The following is a 23,123-nucleotide window of genomic DNA, read 5'->3' as shown; positions in this document are numbered from 1 at the left end:
ACTCTCTGTGTTTTCAGGTTTAAGGATGCTCCTCGATGTCCCTCAGACAGCTCTCCATTCAATGGAAAATCACCCTGCTCGCTGGCCTCTGCCTGCTGGGAATCGTGACCCTGCTGGTGGGTCTGTCGTTGTATCGCATGGAGCAGAGTTCGCAGCAGGTCAAGGCGTCCAGCATGCAGATGCTGGATGAAGCCGCCCAGGCGCGCATCGAGGCCCAAGGCGAAGTGCAGGCATTGGGCATTCGCCGCCAGTTCATGGACGCCTACCAATACGGTCACGGTTTTTCCCGCCAGGTGCTGTTCTTGCGTGAGCAGGCCGAGAAGCGCTTTCTCGATGCCTTCGACACTCGCGAAGACCTGACTCGCCAGGTCAAGGCCGCGTTGCAGGCCAACCCGGATTTGCTCGGCCTGTCCCTGGTGTTCGAAGCCAATGCCCTGGACGGCAAGGATGAGCTGTTCGCCGGCCAAGCCGAGCTGGGCAGTAACGACAAAGGTCGCTTCGCCCTGTACTGGTCGCAGCCGACACCCGGCAAGCTGGAGTCGATGGCGTTGCCGGAAAGCGACATGTCCGACACCCGCGTCGGCCCCAGCGGTGAAAAGGCCAACGCCTGGTTCACCTGCCCCCGCACCACACTCAAGCCGTGCGTGATCGAACCGTATTTCTACAGGATCAACGGGCAAAACGTGCTGATGACCAGCATCGTGTTCCCGTTGATGGTCAACGGCAAAGTCATCGCCTCGCTGTCGGTGGACATCAACCTCAACAGCCTGCAGGCCGTGAGCCAACAGGCCAGCCAGAAGCTGTACGACGGCCAGACCCAAGTCAGCATCCTCAGCCCCACCGGTTTGCTCGCCGGCTACAGCCCGGACGCGAGCAAGCTCAGCCAGCGCCTGGACCAGGTCGATACCGCCAACGGTGCGCAATTGATCAGCGCCCTGGCCAGCAGTACGCAAATCCGTAGCCTGCGCACCGACCACCAACTGAAGGTACTGGCACCGTTCGCGCCAATCCCGGACGGCAAGTCCTGGGGCGTGTTGCTGGATGTGCCGGAGAAAGTCCTGGTCGGCCCAGCTGAAGCATTGAAAGCACAGATGGACGCCGATAACACCCGCGGCACCTTGCTGGAACTGGGCCTTGGCCTGCTGGCTGCGGTGGTCGGCTTGATCCTGGTGTGGTTGATGGCCCGCAGCGTGACCCGCCCGATCCTCGGCGTGGCCCGCATGCTCGAAGACATCGCCAGCGGCGAAGGCGACCTGACCCGGCGCCTGGCCTACGACAAACAGGACGAGCTGGGCCAACTGGCCGGCTGGTTCAACCGCTTCCTCGACAAGCTGCAACCGATCATTGCCGAGGTGAAACGCTCGGTGCAGGACGCCCGTGGCACAGCCGATCAATCCGCTGCGATTGCCACTGAAACCAGCGCCGGCATGGAACAGCAGTATCGCCAGGTCGACCAGGTAGCCACCGCGTCCCATGAAATGAGCGCCACTGCCCAGGACGTGGCGCGCAGCGCTGCCCAGGCCGCACAAGCCGCCCGCGACGCCGACCAGGCCACCCGTGATGGCCTGAAGGTGATCGACCGCACCACGCGCAATATCGGCGAGTTGGCGGCCGACATGAGCACGGCCATGAACCAGGTCGAAGGCCTGGCCGCCAACAGCGAAAAAATCGGTTCGGTGCTTGAAGTGATTCGCGGCATTGCCGAACAGACCAACCTGCTGGCCCTCAATGCTGCCATCGAAGCCGCCCGCGCGGGTGAGGCCGGCCGTGGCTTTGCGGTGGTGGCCGACGAAGTACGCAACCTGGCGCAGCGCACCCAGGAATCGGTGGAAGAAACCCGCCTGGTCATCGAACACCTGCAAAGCGGCACCGAAGAGGTGGTCGGCTCCATGGGCAACAGCTATCGCCAGGCCCAGGGCAGCGTCGAGCAGGTGGGGCAAGCCGTGACGGCCCTGCGCCAGATTGGCGATGCCGTGACGGTGATCAGCGACATGAACCTGCAGATCGCCAGCGCCGCCGAAGAGCAAAGCGCCGTGGCCGAGGAGATCAACAGCAACGTGGCAACCATTCGCGATGTGACCGAGTCGCTGTCGGAGCAGGCGAATGAATCGGCACGGGTGAGCCAGGCGTTGAACAGCCTGGCGAATCAGCAGCAGGGGTTGATGGATCAGTTCAGGGTGTGATCAGCCCCTTGCCGAAGCGACAGGCTTATCCCTGGCGCTTCGGCAATTCGATCAGCACTTTCAGCCCGCCCAAGTCGCTTTCCTGCAACTGCAGCACCCCGCCCCACACCTCGACGATATCCCGCACGATCCCCAGCCCCAGGCCATGACCATGGATCTGTTCATCCAGGCGCGTGCCACGGCTGAAGACCTGGTCACGCTGGGTTTCAGGAATGCCGGGGCCGTCATCTTCTACCGCCAACAAGTAGCTGTGCTCGGCCTCGGTAACGGTCAAGCGCACCTCGGCATCCGCCCATTTGCAGGCGTTATCCAATAGATTGCCGAGCAACTCCAAGAGGTCTTCTCGGTCCCAGGGCAGCTGCAAGCCGGGCGCGGCATGGGAGCTCAGGTCCAGGTGTTCACCGTGGATCATGTTGAGGATAGCGAGCAAGCCGGGCAGTTCTTTTTCGCAATCAAACAGCGCGCCCGGCAGGGTTTCGCCCGCCAGGCGAGCACGATTGAGCTCGCGGTTGAGGCGGTGCTGCACCTGCTCCAGGTGATCGCGCAACAGCTTACCCAGCTCAGGATGATCCTTCAGCGCGTCGCTCGACGCAGCGCTCAACAGCACCGCCAGCGGGGTCTTGAGGGCATGGCCGAGGTTGCCCAGGGCATTGCGTGAACGCTTGAGGCTGTCTTCGGTGTGAGCCAGCAGATGGTTGATCTGCGCCACCAGCGGCTCCAGCTCCTGCGGCACCTGGGTGTCGAGTTGTGAACGCTGGCCCTGTTGCAGTTGGGCGATCTGGTTACGCGCGGTTTCCAGCGGGCGCAAGGCGCGGCGCACAGTGATCCGTTGCAGGATCAGCACCAGCAGCAGCGCCGCCAGCCCCAGCACCAGGCCGATCTGGCGCATCAAGCGGAAGCTTTCCCGCACTGGCGTGTAGTCCTGGGCCACGCTGATGGAAATCGACTGGCCGAAGCGTTTGTAGTCCTCGCGCAACACCAACAGTTGCTGGCCTTCCGGCCCCAGTTGCAGGTTGCCCTTGAGTCCCGCCTCGGGAAGATGCGGCAGGTCCTGGTCCCACAACGAGCGGGAGCGCCAGTGCTTATCGGCGAAATCAATGCGGAAATAGTGCCCCGAAAACGGCCGTTGATAGGCCGGCGACAGGCGTTTCTCATGCAGTTGCAAACCTTCAGGACCCCGTACCAACGCCACCAACAAGCTCTCGCTGTCGTTGCGCAAGCCGGCTTCCAGATAGCGCTGCAACCCCGTTTCGAATAACCACAGGCTGGTTTGCGCCAGCGCTACGCCGACGACCACCATCACGCTGACCAGGCCCAGGCTCAAGCGCCGTTGGATCGACCTCATGCGCCGCTGGCGCCGAACCGGTAACCCTGGCCGCGCCGGGTCTCGATCACACTGCGGCCCAGCTTGCGACGCAGGTGGTTGACGTGGACTTCCAGCACATTGGAGTCGCGCTCGGTTTCGCCGTCATACAGATGCTCGGCCAGGTGGCTTTTCGACAGGATCTGTTCGGGGTGCAACATGAAGTAGCGCAACAGACGGAATTCGGCGGCGGTCAGTTGGATCTCCGCGCCCTCGCGCAGCACGCACTGGCGGCCTTCATCCAGGTGCAGGCCGGCGGCCTGCAGGGTCGGTTGATTCGCATGACCGTGGGAGCGGCGCAACAGCGCCTGGATGCGCAGGTGCAGTTCCTCGGGGTGAAAGGGTTTGCTCAGGTAATCATCGGCGCCCGCCTTGAGCCCTTCGATGCGCTCGGCCCAGGAATCGCGGGCCGTGAGGATCAGCACCGGGATGGCCAGGGCGGCGGCACGCCAATGCGCCAGTACCTCAAGCCCACGCAAACCCGGCAGGCCCAGATCAAGAATGATCAGGTCATAGGGTTCGCTGCGCCCCTGGTACGCGGCGTCGCGACCATCGGCGAGCCAATCGACGGCATAACCCTGGCGTTGCAGCCCGGCCAGCAGTTCATCGGCCAGGGGAACGTTGTCTTCCACCAAGAGCAGGCGCATCAGTCTTCCTCGTCTTTGATCAGCACACCCGTGGATGCGTCCAGCTTGATCTCGCGCACCACGCCGTCGGCGGTGACCAGTTCCACTTCATAAGCATATTTGCCATGCTTTTTTTCAAGCTCGGCTTCCAGCAGACGCGAACCGGGATGACGCCCCATGGCCTGCTCCAGCAACTGCTCCAACGGCAAGATGATCCCCTGCTGGCGCAGTGCCAAGGCCTCATCCTGATCAAGATCGCGGGCCGCCAGGCTTGAGCAAAAAACCAGGAGCACCAACGCCACTCGACTGCCGGTGTTTAAATTTACCTTCATTACGTTTCCTGATGATTCTTGAGAACCTGCCCAGTGAGCGCGTCCAATTCAATCTCCCACTCGATGCCGTTGGTGTCTTCCAGTTCAACTTGGTACAGGTACTTGCCGTACTCTTCGTCCAGGTCGGTATCCAGCAGCGTCGAGCCAGGATGCAGGGCCAGGGCCGTGGCTTCCAGTTGATCAAAGGCGACAATAGTAACAGTGGCAGGCACTTTCAGTGGCTTGTCGGGGTCCACGGCTCGGGCCTGGGTCGCCGTGAGGACGATGATACCGGCGGCGACCAGCACTGTGAGGCGCTTCATGGAGAGTCTCCGTTTCAAGATTTTTCCTACGTCCGCCACCGTACCGTCTGCAACTTAACTGAAACTGAATTGCCACCATGGCAATTTCCCACAAGCCTCTTCACCCATCGCCGTGAGAGATTTCCTATACTGCCCCGCTCGTTGCATGAGAGACCGGAATGACAGCCATCCACATCAAGTTTCCCGCCCTGACCCTCAAGGCCGGCAAACGCGCCTTTACCCGCATTCGCGAGCAAGGCCTCACGCCGGCCGACGTCGGCATCCTGCCCGGCGCGGCCGGCGGCCCCAAGGCATTGGGCATCCAGGGCCTGGACCTGGCGCTGTTCGGTGATTGGCTACCCCGCGCGCCACGGGAACGGGCATTGGTCGGCGCGTCCATCGGCTCCTGGCGGTTTGCCAGTGCGTGCCTGCCCGACCCGGTGCAAGGCCTGCTGGACCTCGGCCGCCTGTACAACGAACAAAGCTTTGCCAAGGGCGTGACCATGGCCGAGGTCAGCCAGAGCTGCCAGCGCATGCTCGACGACCTGCTGGCCGGTCGCGATGCGCGGGTGCTGGACAACCCGAACTATCGCCTGAACATCATGGTGGTCAAGAGCCACGGCCTGCTCGCTGATGACCACCGTGGGCGCCTGGGACTCGGCCTGTCGTCGGTGATCGCCGACAACCTGCGCGGCCGCGCGCGGCTGTCGCGGCACTTTGAACGGCTGATCATCCACGACCCACGCCAGGCGCCACCGGTGCATCCCTTAAAGGATTTCCCCTCGCGCTTCCTGGCCCTGGAACTGGGCAACCTGCGCCAGGCCCTGCTGGCCTCGGGCTCGATTCCCATGGTGATGCAAGGCGTGCGCGACCTGCCGGGTGCAGGCGCCGGCACCTACCGCGACGGCGGCCTGTTGGACTATCACCTCGACCTGCCTTACCACGGCGACGACATCGTGCTGTACCCGCACTTCACCGATCGGGTCATCCCCGGCTGGTTCGACAAGGGCCTGCCGTGGCGACGCAGCAACCCGCAGGGTTTGCAGGATGTATTGCTGCTGGCGCCTTCCAAGGACTACCTCGCCCGCCTGCCCCACGGCAAACTGCCGGACCGCAGCGACTTCAAGCGCTTCATGGGCGACGACCCAAGCCGTAACAAGTACTGGCAGACCGCGATGAGCGAGAGCCAGCGGCTAGGCGATGAGTTTCTGCAACTGGCGGATAACGGCCAATTGGGCGAGCGCCTACAGCCCCTGTAGCCGCCGTCCCCCCACTAACCACGATGCGAAGCGAGCCGCTCTTGATCGTGATCTTGATCTTGCTTTTGATCTCAGGCGCCCCGTCAAACACGCTGGCCGAACGCAGGCTTGAATCCGTGGGTAACCCGGCAGGACGCCGGGTTAGCCGCGCTGGGCCAAGGATGGCCCATCGCGGCGGCCCACGGATTCAAGCCTTCGTTCGGGCACACCGAGCCTAGGCGAGGTGCCGAGTGTTGGGGCAAGAGCGCTTTGGTTACTTTCGCGCTTTTCGAAAGTGACCCGCCGTAAGGGCGGAACCAATATCAGGCGTCATCCAAATAACGGATATGTACCCCGCCCACCTCCAACATCCAGTTCGCCTGTCAGACCGCCAGCGGGAGCAAGCTCCCTCACCACATGCAATCTATATTTCGCCAGCCAGCCGGTACCTACAGAGGGACGGTATGCGCGGCAAGGGCTCAAGCTGTTAAACTCGCCGCCTGCCAGATACCTGACCGAGCTGAAAACACTGTGGAAATCTTCAAAGAATTTACCTTCGAGTCCGCACACCGCCTGCCCCACGTACCGGAAGGCCACAAATGCGGGCGCCTGCATGGGCATTCGTTCAAGGTGGCGATCCACCTGAGCGGCGACCTGGATCCCCATACCGGCTGGATTCGCGACTTCTCGGAGATCAAGGCGATTTTCAAGCCGCTCTATGAACGCCTCGACCACAACTACCTCAATGACATCCCAGGCCTGGAAAACCCCACCAGCGAAGTGCTGGCCAAGTGGATCTGGAACGAGTTGAAGCCCCTGCTGCCTGAGCTCAGTGCAATTCGTATCCACGAAACCTGCACCAGCGGTTGCATCTATCGCGGCGAATAAACCTGCGATGTGAAAAAACCACCCTGCGCGGTGGTTTTTTTGTACCTGCCTCCCTTACAGTCGTGACTTCCTGCCCGCAAGGAGCCCGCTGCAATGATGCGCCCCGCCACTGCTGCTGATGTTGCTGCCATTGAGGCTATCGCCCAGGCCGCCTACTCGCCGTACATCGAACGGATCGGCCGCAAGCCCGGCCCGATGCTGGAGGATTACCGCCAGTGGGTGCAGGCCGGTGGCGTACATGTGCTGGAAAATGCCGGGAGAGTTCAGGGTTTTATTATCCTGCTGGATGATGGCAACGCGCTGTTGCTGGATAACCTGGCGATTGCCCCGGATGCCCAAGGGCTGGGCTTTGGGCGATTGCTGATGGACTTTGCCGAGCACCAGGCGCTCGATGCCGGCTTCATGGCCATTCGGCTGTACACCAACGAAGCCATGACCGAGAACATCACGCTGTACACCCGTCGAGGCTATGTCGAGACCCACCGGGCCGAAGAACACGGCCTGCGCCGGGTGTACATGACCAAACAACTCGCGGAGTAACCCATGGAGAACACTTGGCTGGCCCAGGCCAAACGCTTGCAGGCGTTGGCGTCCACGGGGCTGCACTTTTGCACCGATGATTTCGAGCGCGAGCGCCTGGAAGAGATTGCCGAGATTGCCCACAGCATGCTCGCGCAGTTGGGCAATGTGCCCTTGGAGCGCATCACTGGGTTGGTTACGGACTTCGCCAAACGCTACTCGACGCCGATGATCGATGTGCGCGGTGCGGTCATTCAAGGCGATCGGATTCTGCTAGTGCGGGAGTTGACTGATGGTTGCTGGGCGTTGCCGGGTGGTTACGCTGATATCGGCTTGTCGGCGGCGGAAAACATCGTCAAGGAGATTCGCGAAGAAGCCGGACTGACGGTGACCGCGCGGGCCCTGTACAGCTTGACGCACAAGGCCAAGGGCTTGTATCGACCGGATGTGCGCGACTTCTACAAACTGTACTTCCTCTGTGAACCGGTAGACCAGTCGGCGCCGATGGCGGGGTTCGAGACCACCGAGGTGGGCTTTTTCCGCCTGGACGAGCTGCCGCCGCTGTCCCGCGGGCGCACCATTGAAAGTGACCTGGAAGCCGCATTCGCCTTCCATCGTGGCGAGACCACCCAGACGCTGTTCGACTGATCCAATTTGTATCACTGCTGCACCGCTTTCGTGCCCGATTGGGCACGGCGAACATTCCCTCCAGCGTTTCTCCCCTGTTTGGCTATAAATACTGTGCACGGTGCACAGCGCCCGCCGTGCGCACATCACTGCCGCCGGTTTGGCACGCGCGGTGCAATAGGCCTGCGTCACTCACTCAGGGAGCAAGCACATGACGCAGCAAGAACCGGGCAACGATTACCCCCTCAGCGAAGTCCCGATGCATGCGCGCAAAGGCCTGGCGTCTACCGCCATGGTGCTGCTGGGCTTTACCTTTTTTACCGCGACCATGTTTGCTGGCGGCAAACTGGGTGTGGCGTTCAGCTTCACCGACATGCTTGGCGTCGTAGCCTTGGGTAACCTGCTGCTGGGTATCTACGCCGCAGGCCTGGGTTACATTGCCTTCAAGAGCGGGCTGAATTCGGTGTTGATGGGGCGCTTCTGCTTTGGCGAAGTGGGCAGCAAGCTCAGTGACTTGATCCTCGGTTTCACCCAGATCGGCTGGTACGCCTGGGGCACCGCCACGGCCGCCGTGGTGCTGGGCAAGTATTTCGAGCTGGGCCAGGGCAGCGTCCTTGCGTTGATGGTGCTGTTCGGCCTGGTGTTCTGCGCCACGGCCTACATTGGCTATCGCGGGCTGGAGATCCTGTCCTACATCGCGGTGCCGGCGATGGGTATCCTGCTGTTTCTGTCGATGTGGGTGGCCACGGTCAAAGTCGGCGGGCTGGATGGGTTGCTGGCGGTGGTGCCGACTGGCGAACTGGACTTGTCCACGGCGATCACCCTGGTGTTCGGCACCTTTGTCAGCGGCGCGACCCAGGCCACCAACTGGACGCGTTTTTCGCGTTCCGCCAAGGTGGCCGTGCTGGCCAGCCTGATCGGTTTCTTTATCGGCAACGGTTTGATGGTGCTGATCGGCGCCTACGGTGCCATCGTCTATCAGCAACCGGATGTGGTCGAAGTATTGCTGCTGCAAGGCTTCGCCATGGCGGCGATGGCCATGTTGCTGCTCAACATCTGGAGCACCCAGGACAACACCATCTACAACTTCGCGGTGGCCGGCTGCAACCTGCTGCGCACCAAACGCCGCAAGACCGTGACCCTGGCCGGCGCGGTGATCGGCACGCTGCTGGCGTTGCTTGGCATGTACGACATGCTGGTGCCGTACTTGATTCTACTGGGCACGGTGATTCCGCCGATTGGCGGGGTGATCATGGCGGACTTCTTCTATCGCTATCGCGGCCACTACCCACGCCTGGCGGATGCGCGACTGCCGGCATTCAACTGGCCAGGGTTGGTGGCCTATGGGGTGGGCACGGTGCTGGCGTTCAACTCACCTTGGGTCGCACCGTTGGTGGGTATCGTGGCCGCGTCGTTGACCTACATCGTGCTCACCGCCGTACTGCGCGTGCGTGCGCCCTTGGCTGACGCCCAGGCATGAGCCTGACCCTCGCCGATGTGCTGGCCTTGCCGGGCCTGGAGTCCATGCACCTGCGTGCCGGCGCCGCTGGCCTGGATAATCGCGTGCGTTGGCCCTATGTGGCGGAAAACAGCGGGATCGCCGAGTGGGTGTTGGGAGGTGAGTTGGTGTTCGTCACCGGGATCAATCACCCACGCGACGAAACCAACCTGCTGCAACTGCTGGAGGAAGCCTGCGAACGTCAGGTGGCCGGACTGGTGATTCTGACGGGGCCCGCTTATATCCAGGCGATTCCGCAGCGTTTGCTCGACGCCGCCGAAGCTGCCGGCATGCCGCTGATCGAACAGCCCTATTCGTTGAAAATGGTGCTGGTGACCCAAGCCATTGGCTCGGCGCTGATCCAGTCCGAGCAGTTGGGACGCTCGCGGCACGATGTGCTGGAGCGCTTGCTGACCGGCGATTACCAATCCCTGGATCTTTTGTTGCACCGGGCCACGCAGTTGGGCATGCCGTTAGCTGAGCATTTGCAGGTGGTTCAACTGCAACTGGAAGGCAGTGAGTTGCTGTTTGCCCAGGGTGATGCAGCCTCTGTGGAGGCGCAACTGGCCCGCCAACATGACGGCATCAGCCGCCGCTTGCGTCAACTCTCGATAGGTTTACCGGTACTGGGGCGAGCCGGGCAATGGACGATGCTGCTCCCGGCTCCGGATGCTGTCGCAGCATTGGCTAACCGCCAGCAATTGGCCAACTGGCTCAACCCATTGAACCTGCGCCTGGCACCGCTCAAATTGTTTATCGGCCTGAGCGCCGCCGCTCACTCACCGGCACGCCTGGCCCAGGGGCAGGATGAGGCCCGCCAGGCGCTGGCGGCTGCACGACGCTTCAGCGAACGCGCCGGGTTATGCGTGTACGACGAACTGGGCGTACTCAAATTGCTCAGCGGCGTGCGTGATCGCGCCCTGCTCGACCAATTCCTGAATGAACGCCTGGGTCCATTGCTGCGCCACGACCTGCACCACGGCCCCAGCCTGATGCCCACCCTGGAAGCCTGGTTCCATGAGAATGGTAACCTTGTGGCCGCCGCCCAGCGGCTGGCCGTGCACCGCAACACCCTGACACACCGCGTCCAGCGCATCGAAGCCCTGTGCGGGCTGACGCTGGATAATGCTTATGATCGCCTGGACATCGGTATAGCGCTGATGATCTGGCGACTGTCCGCCTGATTGTTTTTAGCCAAGAGGAACTTGCCCATGCACATCATCAACGCCCGCCTGCGCAACCGTGAAGGCCTGCATGATCTGCACCTGGAACATGGCCGGATCGCCAGTATCACGTTGCAATCGGGGTCACCGATTGCGGCGGCCGACGACCTGGACGCCGCCGGTAACCTGGTGACTCCACCCTTTGTCGAACCGCATATCCATCTCGACGCCACCCTGACCGCTGGCGAACCGCGCTGGAACATGAGCGGCACCCTGTTCGAAGGCATCGAGTGCTGGGGCGAACGCAAAGCCACCATCACCCAGGAAGACACCAAGACCCGCGCCAAGAAGACGATCCAGGCCCTCGCCGCCCACGGGATCCAGCATGTGCGCACCCACGTTGACGTCACCGACCCGGACCTCACCGCGCTCAAGGCCATGCTGCAAGTGCGTGAAGAAAGCACGCACCTGATCGACCTGCAGATCGTCGCATTCCCCCAGGAAGGCATCGAGTCCTATCGCAACGGCCGCGAACTGATGGAAGAAGCCATCCGCCTGGGCGCCGACGTGATCGGTGGCATCCCCCACTTTGAATACACCCGCGACCAGGGCGTGAGTTCGGTGAAGTTCCTGATGGACCTGGCCGAACGTACCGGCTGCCTGGTGGACGTGCATTGCGACGAAACCGACGACCCGCACTCGCGCTTTCTCGAAGTGCTGGCCGAAGAAGCCCGCAGCCGCGACATGGGGGCCCGCGTCACCGCCAGCCACACCACCGCCATGGGCTCCTACGACAACGCCTACTGCGCCAAACTCTTCCGTCTGCTGGGGCACTCGGGGATCAGCTTCGTCTCTTGCCCCACCGAGAGCATTCACCTGCAAGGCCGCTTCGACAGCTTCCCGAAACGCCGTGGTGTCACCCGGGTCAATGAACTATTGGAAGCCGGCATGAACGTGTGTTTCGGCCAGGACTCCATCGTCGATCCCTGGTATCCCCTGGGCAACGGCAACATCCTGCGGGTATTGGAAGCCGGTTTGCACATCTGCCACATGCTCGGCTACCGCAACCTGCAAAGCGCCTTGGACCTGGTGACCGACAACAGCGCCAAGGCCATGGCCCTGGGTGAGCGTTACGGCCTGGAGCCCGGGCGGCCAGCCAACCTGTTGATACTCTCGGCGGACAGCGACTATGAGGTCATTCGCAGCCAGGGCTTGCCGCTGTACTCGATCCGCAACGGCAAGGTGTTGATGAAGCGTCAGCCGGCGCAGGTGGAGTTTGTGTAAACGCCAGGCTCAGACAATCGAGTCGATATCCAGCGTTTGCGCCCTCCCCCATTCGTGATGCAACGCGGGAGGAATGCGGGCGACTTGCGACAGTTCACGGTTTTCACGGTGGCTGAACCAGCGCTTGAGGCTGGGTTGCAAGTGGGCGCTATGGGCCTGGCTGCCGTAGACATCACGGGCTTCCAGGCGTCGCCAACGTAGGGTCGCAAGGCGCTCACGGCTGGTGTGCAAGCGGTCGATCTCGCTGTTCAAGGCATCATGATGTTCATAGCCCCGATCGTTGGCGGGCCTGAGACGGGCCAGCTCCCGACGCTTGTTGCGCAGTTGCTCGCGCATGGTTTCAAGTGCCAGGTCGAGCAACTCGAACTCTCTTGGCGTGACCAGCGGGCCGTTGCTTTCCTGGGTTTGTTGCCAGCGACGGAGCGTCGCCCAGGCCGCCGGGATGTAGCTGGCAGTCATGAAGTGCTGGTTGGCCTGGAACAGCTGTTTCAGCAGGTTATCCCGCTCGGGCATATCGCCATGGAGTTGCAAGGCTCGGTTGCAACCCGCCTCCTGGATGGACTCACAACCGGGCTTCCACAACACCGAAGACTGTGTGCCATCTGGCAGCATGATCGGCATGAAGTGGTGTTGTTCGCCGTGGTGTTGGTAAGGGTTTCCACCCAAACGCACCAAACCGGCGGCGAACAGCAGGCCGCCCGGCGCGGGGGCGCTGAACAGGGTGATGGCGCCGGGGATCCAGAGTTTGGCGGTAGTGTTCATCCACGGGGCCGGCACGCTGGGGACGGGGTCGTTGTGATTGACGATGCGATGGTGGACCAGGGTTGAGGCGCCCTCGGTAAATTCGGAGTCGGCGGCACGGGGGGCGCCGTAGGTGTAGAGGAGGATGTTGTAGTTACGGTCCTGGGTACGACGTAGCCCTACTGCCAATAACAAGGCAATTGCGCCGCCAAGGCTGTGGCCGCAGATGATTATTCGTTGGTCGGTATGGAATTGATCGAGATACCGCAGCACGAAATCGCGCATCGCCCGGTAAGCCTGATAAAAACCTTGGTGGGCTTTGCCGACACCTTCTGTGAAAGGCACCTGATGGGCGTTTGCATCTCGCATCCCGTCTGCGGCGCTGGCAGTTCCACGCACTGCAATCAGGATTACTTCATCGTGGTGGGTGATAAACGCTTGGGTATCTGTACCAAAATGCTCATCATCGAAAAAATGCAACCGCGCTGGATGTTCTTGCTTTTCCCTAAGCTCTGGTCGGTTTTGTGGGTACAACGAGGGATCGAAGGGCAGAATCTCGAAGCGCTGAGAGTAAGCGATCTCCTCGTAAATGGGGTAGAAACGCTTCACTTGTTCTGCATCAAACCGCCAAGCCTGTTGGTAACCCGAAAGACTTTCAGCGAATAGATGCCCAACACTGGGATCGTGGGGGAAGCCAACTTGGTCTTGGGGACTTTTAGATGGCTCCTGACCGAAATTGCAGTAACTCAAAGTCGCCATCAATGCTAGTTGATAGAGATTCAAGGCGCAAAAGCTGTCGTCGGTTGAAAGTATCGGACGGAAGGCCCGTAGTGGTCGAACCTCCAGAGCGGTGTGGTTGTTGGGAAACAATACGATTCCCGCCAAGTTTGATTGGGGTGGTCCGAACCCCAGGTCGCCCATCATTTTCAATGCGTGCCGCTGGGGTTCATGACTCCGAGGTGCAATCGGTGGCAAGTGGGCGACATGCCGGACTAAATCACGCACTTCTACCTGATAGAACCGGTTGGCCTTTTGCTGAGCAGGATTACTTTCGGGGCGCTGACCATCAGCGGCAGCAAAGCGAGTCTGCTCAGCCCGAACTTGAAGCTCGGTGATAGGGAGCTTGTAGGTAGAACGCAACATCAGCCAATGATATGGTTGATCTTCGCCTGAATACAGGTCATCAAAAGTAAGTACCACGGGCCCACAGTAAATATCTTGCAGCTTGGCAAACCCTTCTCCATTGAGCCGGCCTTTGTACTCCTGCCCTGCACTATCGTAGACGGTGTAAGGCAGGCCACCGTATACCGTTCCCACGCCCAGTTCATCGACCAGGCTAAAGCTCACCCAATGCCCGCGCAACGAACAGGCTGGTTTGCTATCACTGAAAAAAGCTTGCTTCCTTGCATCCAGCTTCATGGCCTTGCTCCTTGTCATTTACACGATGGATAGACATCACAAACGCGACCATCCGGCATTTTTACTGGTTTAAAGTCGGAGGTGTTGCCGTTACAAAACGCATAAAGATCCTCAAAGTTTTTACCTTTACAACGCTTCCAGCCGCCTGGCACTGCTACCCAGTTGTCACCAACAGCGGGTTCTTCCTCACCAACGACAGTCACTACCATCCTGAGCGTTTTCCCTGGTAGCTGATCTCTTTGCACAAGACCTGACAACGAACTCACTTTGCTCGCATAACTGCATTTTAGAATCTTGATGATCGCGTGCTGGGGCCCCACCGTCCGAAACGACCACTGACAACGCCGATGCAACTCCTGAACCCCCGTCGCTGGCATCCCCAATTCATCAACGTCCGAATCATCTAAAATTGGGAAACCTGTGAGGTCTCCCCCAACATCCGTATCTCGCTTCCCCCACTTCGCATACAGATCAAAATCCACACTTCGTAAAACCGTAGGGCAACCTTCAATCACCTCACTCAACGGCAACTGAAAACTCACGCGCTCGGCCACAGGCTTGTAGCTCGCAATAAAAATCTTTCGCTCCGGTCGCTTGCCCCGACGCCTAGGCAACATGCAGGTTTCCCCTGTCGCAGGCCCATAGTTGGCACCACCGATGAAGCGGAACTCCGCCGGCAGATCCACCTCCAGCGTAAAGCTATCAACCGGCTTGCCCGCACACCCTGTCAGCCCCAGCATCCCCACCACACCCCATACACCTAGGCTTCTTTTATTCATCCTTTCCTTCCATTGTTCGCCACTGCTCCACCACCCGCTCAAAGTGATCCGCCGGTGCTTCCCCAACCAACGGTTGCCACCGAATGACACTGCTTCGGGTGGCCTCCTCCAACCGTCGTACCACCAGAAACTCCAATCGCTCCGGCCCCCGCCATTGCCAGGCACGTGCCTGCTCCAGCACCTGGCTCAGCCAGATTTTCGGGTCCTGGAATTCCACCAATGCGACCAGGTCTTCGCTGTGTTCGGCCAACAGATAACGCAGGATATTGGCGTGCAGGATCGCTTCGGCGTTTGGGTTGGGTGTGTACAGCCAAGGGACCGGATCAGGCAGCGGATACTCGCCGGGAGCAGGGTTATCAGCCATTCGCCAGCGGTCTTCGTACCAGTAACACAGGCTGATCAAGGGGCCGAGGAATACCGGCCAGTGCTCAGGACATAGATAGTCCAGCGCACGCGCCAGGGTACGGTTGTCGTGAAAGCGGTACATTGATTGCTCGCCCTCCGGCCCCGTCAGCAAACGGTCGCGCCAGTGCCGGGTCACGCTTGTCAGGTCCTCGCCTGGCAAGCTGCCCAGCCAACCCCAGTGACCCTCGGGCTGTTGCAAGAGGTCTCGTAATGCAGGCTCGCTCATCTGCTTCAGCAGTAGGATGACGGGACCTTCCATCATGAGTTCCGCCAGCACAGTCTCACCATAGAAGCTGCGGTAGTCCGACAAGCTGCGCACCGCCAGCAGCGGTTCGCGCGCAGCGCTCTGCCCGTCGAGGATCAAACACAGGTGCCGCCCTGCCTGCTGTTGTTGGGCCATCCATTGGCCTGGCATGTCCTGCATCAGGCAGCCCTCCCCGGCAGATCACAGAGGCCTTCACGGCAGCGTTCGCACACTGGGCAGTAGTCCGCCCCCAGTTGTCGGGCCAGGTTCATGGTCGAGCCTTGTACCTTGGAGACCTCTGGCGCACCGGCCATTCTCAAGGCGCTCGCCAACGGGGTCGCAGACGGTAAACCGCCAAGGGCTATTGGACGACTGCTGAAAATGCCACCGGCCTGGATGACCAGATGCTCTCCACCTGCCTTGAGGCTCAGTTGCGCACCGGCATCGATCACCAGGCTGGCACCGGACTTGAGGTGAAGTTGCTGACCAGCCTCGATGACCAGGGTCTGCGCCACCTGGGTCCGACTATCGCCTTGTACATCAAGGTAGTCGTTGGCCTTGAGCACCACTTTGCGGTCGCCGGTGACGTGGCGATGCTCTTCGCTTTCCAAGTGAGCCGTGCTCAAGCCATGGATGACTTCTCGCCGCTCCCCCACAACCTCCAGCCGACTGTCATGGCCGACCCTTTGCTCCAGGTCTCGCTGTGCACGCAGGTAGACAAGCTCCTCGCCACGGCGGTCTTCCAGGTACACCTCGTTGGCGCCTTCCCCCCCAAGGGAACTGCGGCTGCGCAAAACGCTACGGGTATTGTATTGCGGCAAGGGATAGGACGGCCGGTGCAACGCATTCGGCAGGCAGCCGTTGATCAACGGGCGGTCGGGATCCCCGTCCAGGAAGGTCACCAACACCTCCATGCCCACACGCGGGATCATCGTTGCGCCAAACCCGTCACCGGCCCACCCGGACGCCACCCGCACCCAGCAACTGCTTTTATCATCCGCCTTGTCCCGGCGGTCCCAGTGAAAGCGCACCTTCACCCGGCCGTAAGCGTCGCAATGCACGTCCTCACCGGCCGGACCGGTCACGGTTGCAGTCTGGCTGCCATTGATGGTCGGCTTGGGATGCCTGAGAGACGGCCGATGCACGGCCTGCCAAGGTGTTGCGGTAAAGCGATTGCGATATCCGTGGAACGCGTCGGTTGCCGGTGTTGCTTCCTCCAGCACCTGGGGTTGATAACCCTCATGACGCACCGACGTGATCAGCCACAGGTCGTTGCAGGTTGGATCGGGATGATCTCGTATCTCAAGGAAGTGCCCACTGCGCAGCACTGGCTGATCACTCTTGCCCAATGCCCGATGCCGGTCGCGCTGGTGACGCTCCAGGCCCCGCCGCGCCAATTGCTTGCCACGGGCATGACCGGTGAATCCTGCCGGGTACTGATAGTCCTCAAGCGGGAGTGTCGACGCGACACCCGCGCTGTCGTGCAGGTGCAAGGAAGGATGTTCGAAGTCGTAATCACGGCGCACCGTCTTTTGGCTGCGGGTGGCCAAGCGCACGTTGAATCGCTGGATAACCCTTGTCTCGACTTGGGGTCCGCCGGGAGCGCTATAGCGTTGCCCGGGTAAACGCCCAAACACCGTCTGGTCATCACCAAATACCAGCAGATGATTGTCTAGGCTGTGACGAAAATGGTAGTGAATGCCCTCCTCTTCACAGAGCCGCTGGATGAAGTGCAGGTCGCTTTCTGCGTACTGCACGCAGAACGTACGCGCCGGATAAACCACCGGGCCAAGTTCAAACACGTAGGCATCCGCCAGGATGCCATGCTGCTCAAGGACCTGCGCAATGATCTGCGGCACACTGCGTTGCTGGAAAATCCTCTGGTCATGCCGATGTGCAAGACAGGCCAGCCGGGGCGCCAGGGTCAGGTGATAACGCGTGATGCGCCGACCTGGGTCGTCCCGCCCGATAGCGTAAACCTGCCCATGCAAGCCTTCGTTCGCTTCACCAAGATCCAGGTAGGCGGGCTGGTGGAGTAGCGCCTCCAGATCAAGGGAAGGGTTTTCGCTGACCACCTGTATATGGATGAAAAAGGGTTGATCGAGGACTTCATTACCTTTGAATGCCAGGACTTGCAAGGCAGTGTTTATATGTGGAAGAACCAAATTGAAACGTGACGAAACAAACGCGTTAACCATCCGTGGGCACCCGCCGTTAATGAATGAAAACCCTGAGATACTTCCCCTTGCTGGACATCGAATCAGTCAGCAAGAGCAAGCGCTTGAATATCTCAAAGCTTAGCCATTCCGGGCGAAAATCGGCCGTTCCAAAATAAAACAGAAGTTTCGTACGACGAAGTTAGAAGTATCTTTTACAAGATAATAAAACGAGCCCATGAAACACTGTTTATGAACAAGAAACGCCCTACACCGCAATTCATCAACATGACTAACCGATATAGAAACAGCCGACACCGAATCACAGTATCAGCCGTTAAACAACTTCACGGTTGCGGCTCTGCGGCCCCGAACAGACTGACGTTCAGTACCGTCTCGCCCTCGGTGTGCAAGCGAACCGGCGCAATGCCACCAGGCATCACCACTGCTACCTCGCCACTCTCGACCCAGCCCGCCCGCCACGCCGCACAAGCCACCGCACTGGCGCTGGTTCCGGAAGACGCGGTGGGTCCCTCTCCTCGCTCGAAGACCCGCGCGATGACTCGATTGCCGGGCTGGCGTGCCGCCCATTGCAAGTTGACGCCTGCCGCACAAGGCCGACCACCACCCGCCGGGGGCGCAAACGCAATGTTCTTCAAGGGCTCGAACAGGGCTGGCTGCTGCATCTGTGCGTTATCCGGCAATGCAGATACCCGCTCGACCAGCGTCACACAATGGGGGTTGCCCACCCGCACGAATTGGCTGGTTGCCCACTGAGGGTTGATCGCCGCCAACTCGCTCACATGGCCCCGTTCAGTGTCATTCACATCCGCCTGCGCCCCCACTGCCGCAGCCCCGAAAGCGGGTGCTCCCAACTCAAGCCAGAACCCTGAAACCTGTTCACGGACTGCCGGTTCAACCCAAGTCGACACAGGTGAGACCGCGTCCGATTTGTCGTGGTGCACCCGCAACTCACAGGCCCCACTCATCAGGGCCTGGTCGGTGAGTGCCTGGGCGAAAATCGTCAGGCCGTTGCCACTACGCTCGGCCAGGGAACCGTCGGTGTTGACGATCAGCAGGTCAAATGGCGGCTCGGCCTGGAACGGCCCGACCAGCAAGCCATCACAGCGATGGGCCTTGGCACCGGCCGGACTTGGCATTGAGCCCCACTCGCATTCGGACGCGATGGCCGACGAGGTCCAGTCGTTGCGAGTGTACGCGGCCTGTGCAGCGTTCTCGGGCACATCAATGCCCATGTTTCTCAATGAGGTCGGGCTGACCACACCGTAGATGTTGCCGCGGGCGTCGTAGAAAAGGGTCATGCCGCTGTGCGCCTGAAGTTCTTCATCGGTGGGTCCTTGTCGTTGCCTGAATATTGAGACAACAGCGTATTACAGAAGCGACCTACAGCGGGAGGCGGCCTGGAAGGTGGTAATCCACCGCAAGAACCCAGGGGTTCAAAAGCCCCCACAGGGATTACGCACCTTCCAGACCGTCTCCTACGCACTCGATACTGCTTGTGTGGCGACGAACCGTCGTGACGTTCCAGATGTGTAAAAATAAAATTCATGACCATCGCCATCTCAAGGGAACGCGGCTCGCGCCCCATGGCCTGATGTGCAAGGATGTCACGCCGGACATCGTTCGTAGAACGCAAAACCAAGGATTTTTCATGACTGCCATCCCCACCTCAGTGCCCGTGGTTCCCGGGCGGCTGGAGCAAATGTCGACCCGTATCGCTTTCTTCATTGCCGGCTTCGGCATCGCAGCCTGGGCGCCGCTGGTGCCCTATGCCAAGGCCCGTGCCGATTTGAGCGAAGGCACTCTTGGCCTGCTGCTGTTGTGCCTGGGCGTCGGTTCGATCATCGCCATGCCTGCCGCCGGTGCGTTGGCCTCACGTTTTGGCTGCCGACGCGTGCTCAGCGCCGGGACGATCATGATCTGCCTGGCATTGCCGATGCTGGCGACGGTCAGTTCTATTCCGTTATTGATGGCAGGGTTGTTTCTGTTTGGCGCCGGCCTGGGAACGGTGGATTCCACAGTCAACCTACAGGCGGTGATCGTCGAGCGGGCCAGCGGCAAGACCATGATGTCAGGCTTTCACGGGCTGTTCAGCCTGGGTGGGATTGTCGGTGCAGCGGGCGTTTCAGCGTTACTGGGACTAGGACTTTCGCCACTGCAAGCGACCCTGGTGGTGATCGTCATCACGCTGGCGGCACTGCTCAAGGCCGCGCCGCACCTGCTGCCCTACGGCAGCGAGAGTTCGGGCCCGGCGTTTGCCGTGCCCCACGGCGTGGTGCTGTTCATCGGTTGCCTGTGTTTTATCGTGTTCCTGGCCGAAGGTGCGGTACTCGACTGGAGCGCGGTGTTCCTCAGTGCCGAACGCGGCTTGGACGAAGCCTATGCGGGACTGGGTTACGCGGCCTTTGCCTTGACCATGACTGCGGGTCGATTGACCGGAGATGCCATCGTGCGTCGGCTGGGCGCTACCCGGGTGATTGTGGCCGGCGGCGCGCTGGCGGCCGCCGGCACATTCCTCGCCACCTTGTCACCGGCCTGGGAAATGGCCCTGCTGGGTTATGCATTGATAGGCGCCGGTTGCTCCAACATCGTGCCGGTGCTCTATACCGCTGTCGGCAAGCAGAAGGTCATGCCAGAACATATCGCCGTGCCGGCCATCACCACCCTGGGCTATGCGGGGATATTGGCTGGACCGGCCGTGATCGGGTTCATCGCCCATGGCAGCAGCCTGGCGACCGCGTTCCTGTTGATCGGTGTGCTGCTGGCGGCGGTGGCAATCAGCGGAAAGATACTGCGCGTATGAACACCAAGCGGCATGAGCAGATTGTGTCCTTCAAGCGGCTCATGCGGGCTTGCGTAGACTACTTCCCCTTCTCTTCTTTGTCGTTTTCAAGCCAGCGATCAATGCTGTAGTTCTTCAGCCAGCCATCGTCATTCAGGCTTCCGAAAGGGCTGTAACCATTGGCTTTGTAACTGTCCAGAGAGGCCATCAAACCCGGCCTCTCCATCAGGTTCTTGGCCAGGTACACCTGTTGCTCGCTGTACTTTTTCAAAGGAAACCCGGTGCGCACATCCCGCAGAGGTTCACCGTTGTTGCCTATTTGATTGGGGTCCTTGGCGATTTCAATAATCGTGTCTTTATTCACGTACCGATGTCTTTGTGTACCGAAAAAGAACGTGCGGTCTTCCGATTTGTCCCGCCAGTCATCAAACATGCCCTTGAACGCCTGGACAACCTGAGCATCGGTTTTCGCATGGAACGGGTCCGCGCTCTGCGTATTGGGGTTGGTATTGCCAATCTGCGAGTCGCCAGCCTTAGTCAAGCTGTCATGCGTGATTTCACCACCCCTCGCGGTGATCGCATCGTTCAATCGAGGACGGTTGAGTATCTCTCGCACCAACATGATGGTGCGCTCAGATACTTTGCTACTGCTGGGTTCTTCTTTGGCGATTTCCTGCAATGAACCTTGGGTCAGTCGGCCATCCTTCTTGAAAGCGTCCAGCAATGACAGGTTGTTTTTCAAGTCGGTCGCCAGCAGATGGTCGTCCGAGCTGACGAAGGGGTTGCCAACTTTCGTCATGCCTCCATACAGGTTCTGGCCGTCGAAGTGCCGGTCGGCGCCGTTCGCGAAACGGGGGTTGATTGGCTGCGTGGCCGGCAGCGGCTTACCCAGTGCACGGGCATCGACCTCAAAGCGAGACTGACCACTCCCCGTTGGCTCAGGTGTGTTGGACCCAGCTGCTTGCGTATAGCTCAGATTATTGACACTACCAATCATGACTCACCTCCACCCTATCTAGATTTCGTAGCCTGGGCCTTGATTGCCTGATCCTCGAAAGGGCCTCGAAATCAAGATGGCACAAGCAGCGATTGAGTGGTCCTGAGAAAACAACGGTTCCGAAGAAGGTCGTCCAAAACACTGGATATACCCCTCGGAATCTTAAGCGCTTGTAACCATCTGCCCTGCCGTGCATCCATGCTCTGGAAAATCCTGCTGTGTGACACGGTGAAAACTAGCGCCGGGACACCTTACTCCAAAGGTTCGCTAACATTGAAAACACAGGGTTGGGCGCCGACTGCTCCGTAAACAAACGAGAACCTTTGTCAAAATCCTCGGCGGTGGGCGCCTTGAAGCTGAACCTGGGTGAGGATGTGAGGTTCAGCTCTTGAGGTTTTCTTGAGTTTTGCGCCTCATGCGATAGTGCAGTCACGGTTGATGCGGTATACGGAGAGTGACGGGAATCAAATGATGTCGAGTTCATGGTCCAGACCTAATCCGGTAGATGAAGGCCCCCATCGGCATTCAATGGCCGGTGGATATTGTCTTTGTGGTAGATCTTCGCAAACAGTTCCGCATGCTTAGGGTGTAACTGGCTGCGCCAAATGTTTGCCTCCCCTGCCGCGTCATGCGCAGCAGGGGGCCCAGGCCTAACCAAGCAATGTGTACAACTCCTGGCGAGAAATCCTGCCATCGCGTTGCCAGCTGTAAATGTTGTCCATCGCTGACCTCAGATCGGAACGCGTCATGACCTCCCGCGAAAGCTGGGTGAGATGGTCGTTGTACGGATTGCCGGTCAACGGTTGAATCGCACGCGCATTAAGATCCCTGAGTTTTATCGTGCTGCTGAAGTATCCCCCCTTCAACGCATTGAAATTATTCAGCACGTCTTGGACGATTTGCTTGTCGTCACTCAGTTTCAGCGGATTGTCCGAACGAACGAAGCTGGTGATATCGCCCTTGGTCAGACGGCCATCCACTGCACCGGTACTGCCATTGCGATCAAGGGATTGCAGCAACCCTGGACGCTTCAGCACTTCGTTCGCCAATCGAATATTCGGGTCCTTGTAAGGGTTGTCGGTCAATGGTTGATTAGCTGTTTGCTGCAGGCTCTGTTGCGTGACGTAACGCGAGGGCCAGCGCCCCTTGAACGCGTCATAATTATTCAAGATGCCCTGCGCCAGTTGTTCGTTGCTCTGTTTCGAGTAATAAGAGTCCGGCAACGTCGGCGTCGGACGCGGCGGCGGGCCAGGATTCGGACGCAGGTTTCCGGGCAACGGCCGCGGCGGCGGGCCACCGAATATCGGTCCGGCTTGATTGGACTGCGCAGTGAAATTGACGCCTACCGTGACCTGGACATTTGACCCGGTGACAGACCGCTCGGCAGCGGGTTTTGCATCTCCAAGGGAGGCGTTATCGAGGGAAGGAGCAACGCTCTGATTGTATGCTGATACCGACATTCCAGTTCTCCAGTTCGGTCTATTCAGGTGCCTGGCCTTGAGTCGTCAAGGAAACCAGCGAAGGCAGGCATATCCTGTGTGGCCGAACGGTGGGAACCGGTTCCTGAGACCGCTGAA

Annotated in this window: 20 protein-coding genes; 9 read left to right on the top strand and 11 right to left on the bottom strand. The window is 60.1% G+C overall.

Going from position 1 to position 23,123, the window contains the following annotated elements; all coding sequences use genetic code 11:
- The first annotated feature begins 35 nt into the window (after positions 1–35).
- On the top strand, positions 36–2,183 hold the full coding sequence (locus H096_RS15660; RefSeq protein WP_033899746.1) for a methyl-accepting chemotaxis protein: 2,148 nt from the start codon (positions 36–38) through the stop codon (positions 2,181–2,183).
- 25 nt (positions 2,184–2,208) lie between these two features.
- Here H096_RS15660 and H096_RS15655 read toward each other — a convergent pair whose 3' ends face one another.
- The 4 genes from H096_RS15655 to H096_RS15640 are packed head-to-tail and all read right to left on the bottom strand — an operon-like array spanning position 2,209 to position 4,806.
- Positions 2,209–3,528 (bottom strand): sensor histidine kinase, encoded by a 1,320-nt coding sequence (locus H096_RS15655; RefSeq protein ID WP_033899744.1) that lies wholly within the window; start codon positions 3,526–3,528, stop codon positions 2,209–2,211.
- Positions 3,525–4,193: a response regulator transcription factor gene (locus H096_RS15650; RefSeq protein WP_033899742.1), complete on the bottom strand. Its 669-nt coding sequence runs from the start codon at positions 4,191–4,193 to the stop codon at positions 3,525–3,527. Before H096_RS15650 ends, H096_RS15655 begins: the two co-directional genes overlap by 4 nt.
- The gene (locus H096_RS15645; RefSeq protein WP_033899740.1) at positions 4,193–4,504 is read right to left on the bottom strand and encodes a PepSY domain-containing protein; all 312 of its coding nucleotides are present in this window, start codon (positions 4,502–4,504) and stop codon (positions 4,193–4,195) included. The genes H096_RS15650 and H096_RS15645 overlap by 1 nt, the downstream gene beginning before the upstream one ends.
- Positions 4,504–4,806, bottom strand: a complete 303-nt coding sequence (locus tag H096_RS15640; RefSeq protein WP_033899739.1) for a PepSY domain-containing protein — start codon at positions 4,804–4,806, stop codon at positions 4,504–4,506. The genes H096_RS15645 and H096_RS15640 overlap by 1 nt, the downstream gene beginning before the upstream one ends.
- Before the next feature lie 158 nt (positions 4,807–4,964).
- On the opposite strand from H096_RS15640, the gene H096_RS15635 reads away from it, so the two are divergent.
- From H096_RS15635 to codA, 7 genes are all read left to right on the top strand, one after another.
- Positions 4,965–6,044: a patatin-like phospholipase family protein gene (locus tag H096_RS15635; RefSeq protein ID WP_033899736.1), complete on the top strand. Its 1,080-nt coding sequence runs from the start codon at positions 4,965–4,967 to the stop codon at positions 6,042–6,044.
- A gap of 510 nt (positions 6,045–6,554) precedes the next feature.
- Entirely contained in the window at positions 6,555–6,911 is a 357-nt protein-coding gene (queD, locus tag H096_RS15630) for a 6-carboxytetrahydropterin synthase QueD (RefSeq protein WP_003190259.1), read from the top strand.
- A gap of 93 nt (positions 6,912–7,004) precedes the next feature.
- On the top strand, positions 7,005–7,451 hold the full coding sequence (locus H096_RS15625; protein ID WP_033899733.1) for a GNAT family N-acetyltransferase: 447 nt from the start codon (positions 7,005–7,007) through the stop codon (positions 7,449–7,451).
- A 3-nt stretch (positions 7,452–7,454) separates the two neighbouring features.
- On the top strand, positions 7,455–8,078 hold the full coding sequence (locus tag H096_RS15620) for an NUDIX hydrolase (protein WP_033899731.1): 624 nt from the start codon (positions 7,455–7,457) through the stop codon (positions 8,076–8,078).
- Between the two features lie 190 nt (positions 8,079–8,268).
- Entirely contained in the window at positions 8,269–9,537 is a 1,269-nt protein-coding gene (gene codB, locus H096_RS15615; protein WP_033899730.1) for a cytosine permease, read from the top strand.
- Complete coding sequence (locus tag H096_RS15610) at positions 9,534–10,739, top strand: PucR family transcriptional regulator ligand-binding domain-containing protein (protein WP_033899729.1); 1,206 nt, start codon at positions 9,534–9,536, stop codon at positions 10,737–10,739. The genes codB and H096_RS15610 overlap by 4 nt, the downstream gene beginning before the upstream one ends.
- A gap of 27 nt (positions 10,740–10,766) precedes the next feature.
- Positions 10,767–12,002: a cytosine deaminase gene (gene codA / locus H096_RS15605; RefSeq protein WP_033899727.1), complete on the top strand. Its 1,236-nt coding sequence runs from the start codon at positions 10,767–10,769 to the stop codon at positions 12,000–12,002.
- Between the two features lie 9 nt (positions 12,003–12,011).
- On the opposite strand, the gene H096_RS15600 is transcribed toward codA, so the two are convergent.
- The 5 genes from H096_RS15600 to H096_RS15580 form a co-directional block, all read right to left on the bottom strand.
- Complete coding sequence (locus H096_RS15600) at positions 12,012–14,162, bottom strand: lipase family protein (protein WP_033899726.1); 2,151 nt, start codon at positions 14,160–14,162, stop codon at positions 12,012–12,014.
- Positions 14,163–14,176: 14 nt separating this feature from the next.
- Positions 14,177–14,941 carry a hypothetical protein gene (locus H096_RS15595; protein WP_033899725.1) on the bottom strand — a complete coding sequence of 255 codons (765 nt, stop codon included), beginning with the start codon at positions 14,939–14,941 and terminating at the stop codon, positions 14,177–14,179.
- The gene (locus tag H096_RS15590; protein ID WP_033899723.1) at positions 14,934–15,770 is read right to left on the bottom strand and encodes a DUF4123 domain-containing protein; all 837 of its coding nucleotides are present in this window, start codon (positions 15,768–15,770) and stop codon (positions 14,934–14,936) included. Before H096_RS15590 ends, H096_RS15595 begins: the two co-directional genes overlap by 8 nt.
- Positions 15,770–17,788, bottom strand: a complete 2,019-nt coding sequence (gene tssI / locus H096_RS15585) for a type VI secretion system tip protein TssI/VgrG (protein ID WP_033899721.1) — start codon at positions 17,786–17,788, stop codon at positions 15,770–15,772. The genes H096_RS15590 and tssI overlap by 1 nt, the downstream gene beginning before the upstream one ends.
- 305 nt (positions 17,789–18,093) lie before the next feature.
- Positions 18,094–19,068: a DeoR family transcriptional regulator gene (locus H096_RS15580; protein ID WP_033899720.1), complete on the bottom strand. Its 975-nt coding sequence runs from the start codon at positions 19,066–19,068 to the stop codon at positions 18,094–18,096.
- Positions 19,069–19,418: 350 nt separating this feature from the next.
- On the opposite strand from H096_RS15580, the gene H096_RS15575 reads away from it, so the two are divergent.
- Positions 19,419–20,570 carry an MFS transporter gene (locus H096_RS15575; protein WP_033899719.1) on the top strand — a complete coding sequence of 384 codons (1,152 nt, stop codon included), beginning with the start codon at positions 19,419–19,421 and terminating at the stop codon, positions 20,568–20,570.
- Between the two features lie 58 nt (positions 20,571–20,628).
- Here H096_RS15575 and H096_RS15570 read toward each other — a convergent pair whose 3' ends face one another.
- A complete protein-coding gene (locus H096_RS15570) occupies positions 20,629–21,546 on the bottom strand; it encodes a hypothetical protein (protein WP_241495509.1) in 918 nt (305 codons plus the stop codon).
- A 650-nt stretch (positions 21,547–22,196) separates the two neighbouring features.
- A complete protein-coding gene (locus H096_RS15565) occupies positions 22,197–23,006 on the bottom strand; it encodes a hypothetical protein (protein ID WP_241495508.1) in 810 nt (269 codons plus the stop codon).
- Between the last annotated feature and the right edge of the window lie 117 nt (positions 23,007–23,123).

It is taken from the genome of Pseudomonas sp. FH1 (assembly GCF_000510895.2).
GTDB classification, from domain to species: domain Bacteria; phylum Pseudomonadota; class Gammaproteobacteria; order Pseudomonadales; family Pseudomonadaceae; genus Aquipseudomonas; species Aquipseudomonas azotoformans_A.
This window is presented reverse-complemented; position numbering and strand designations above follow the sequence as displayed.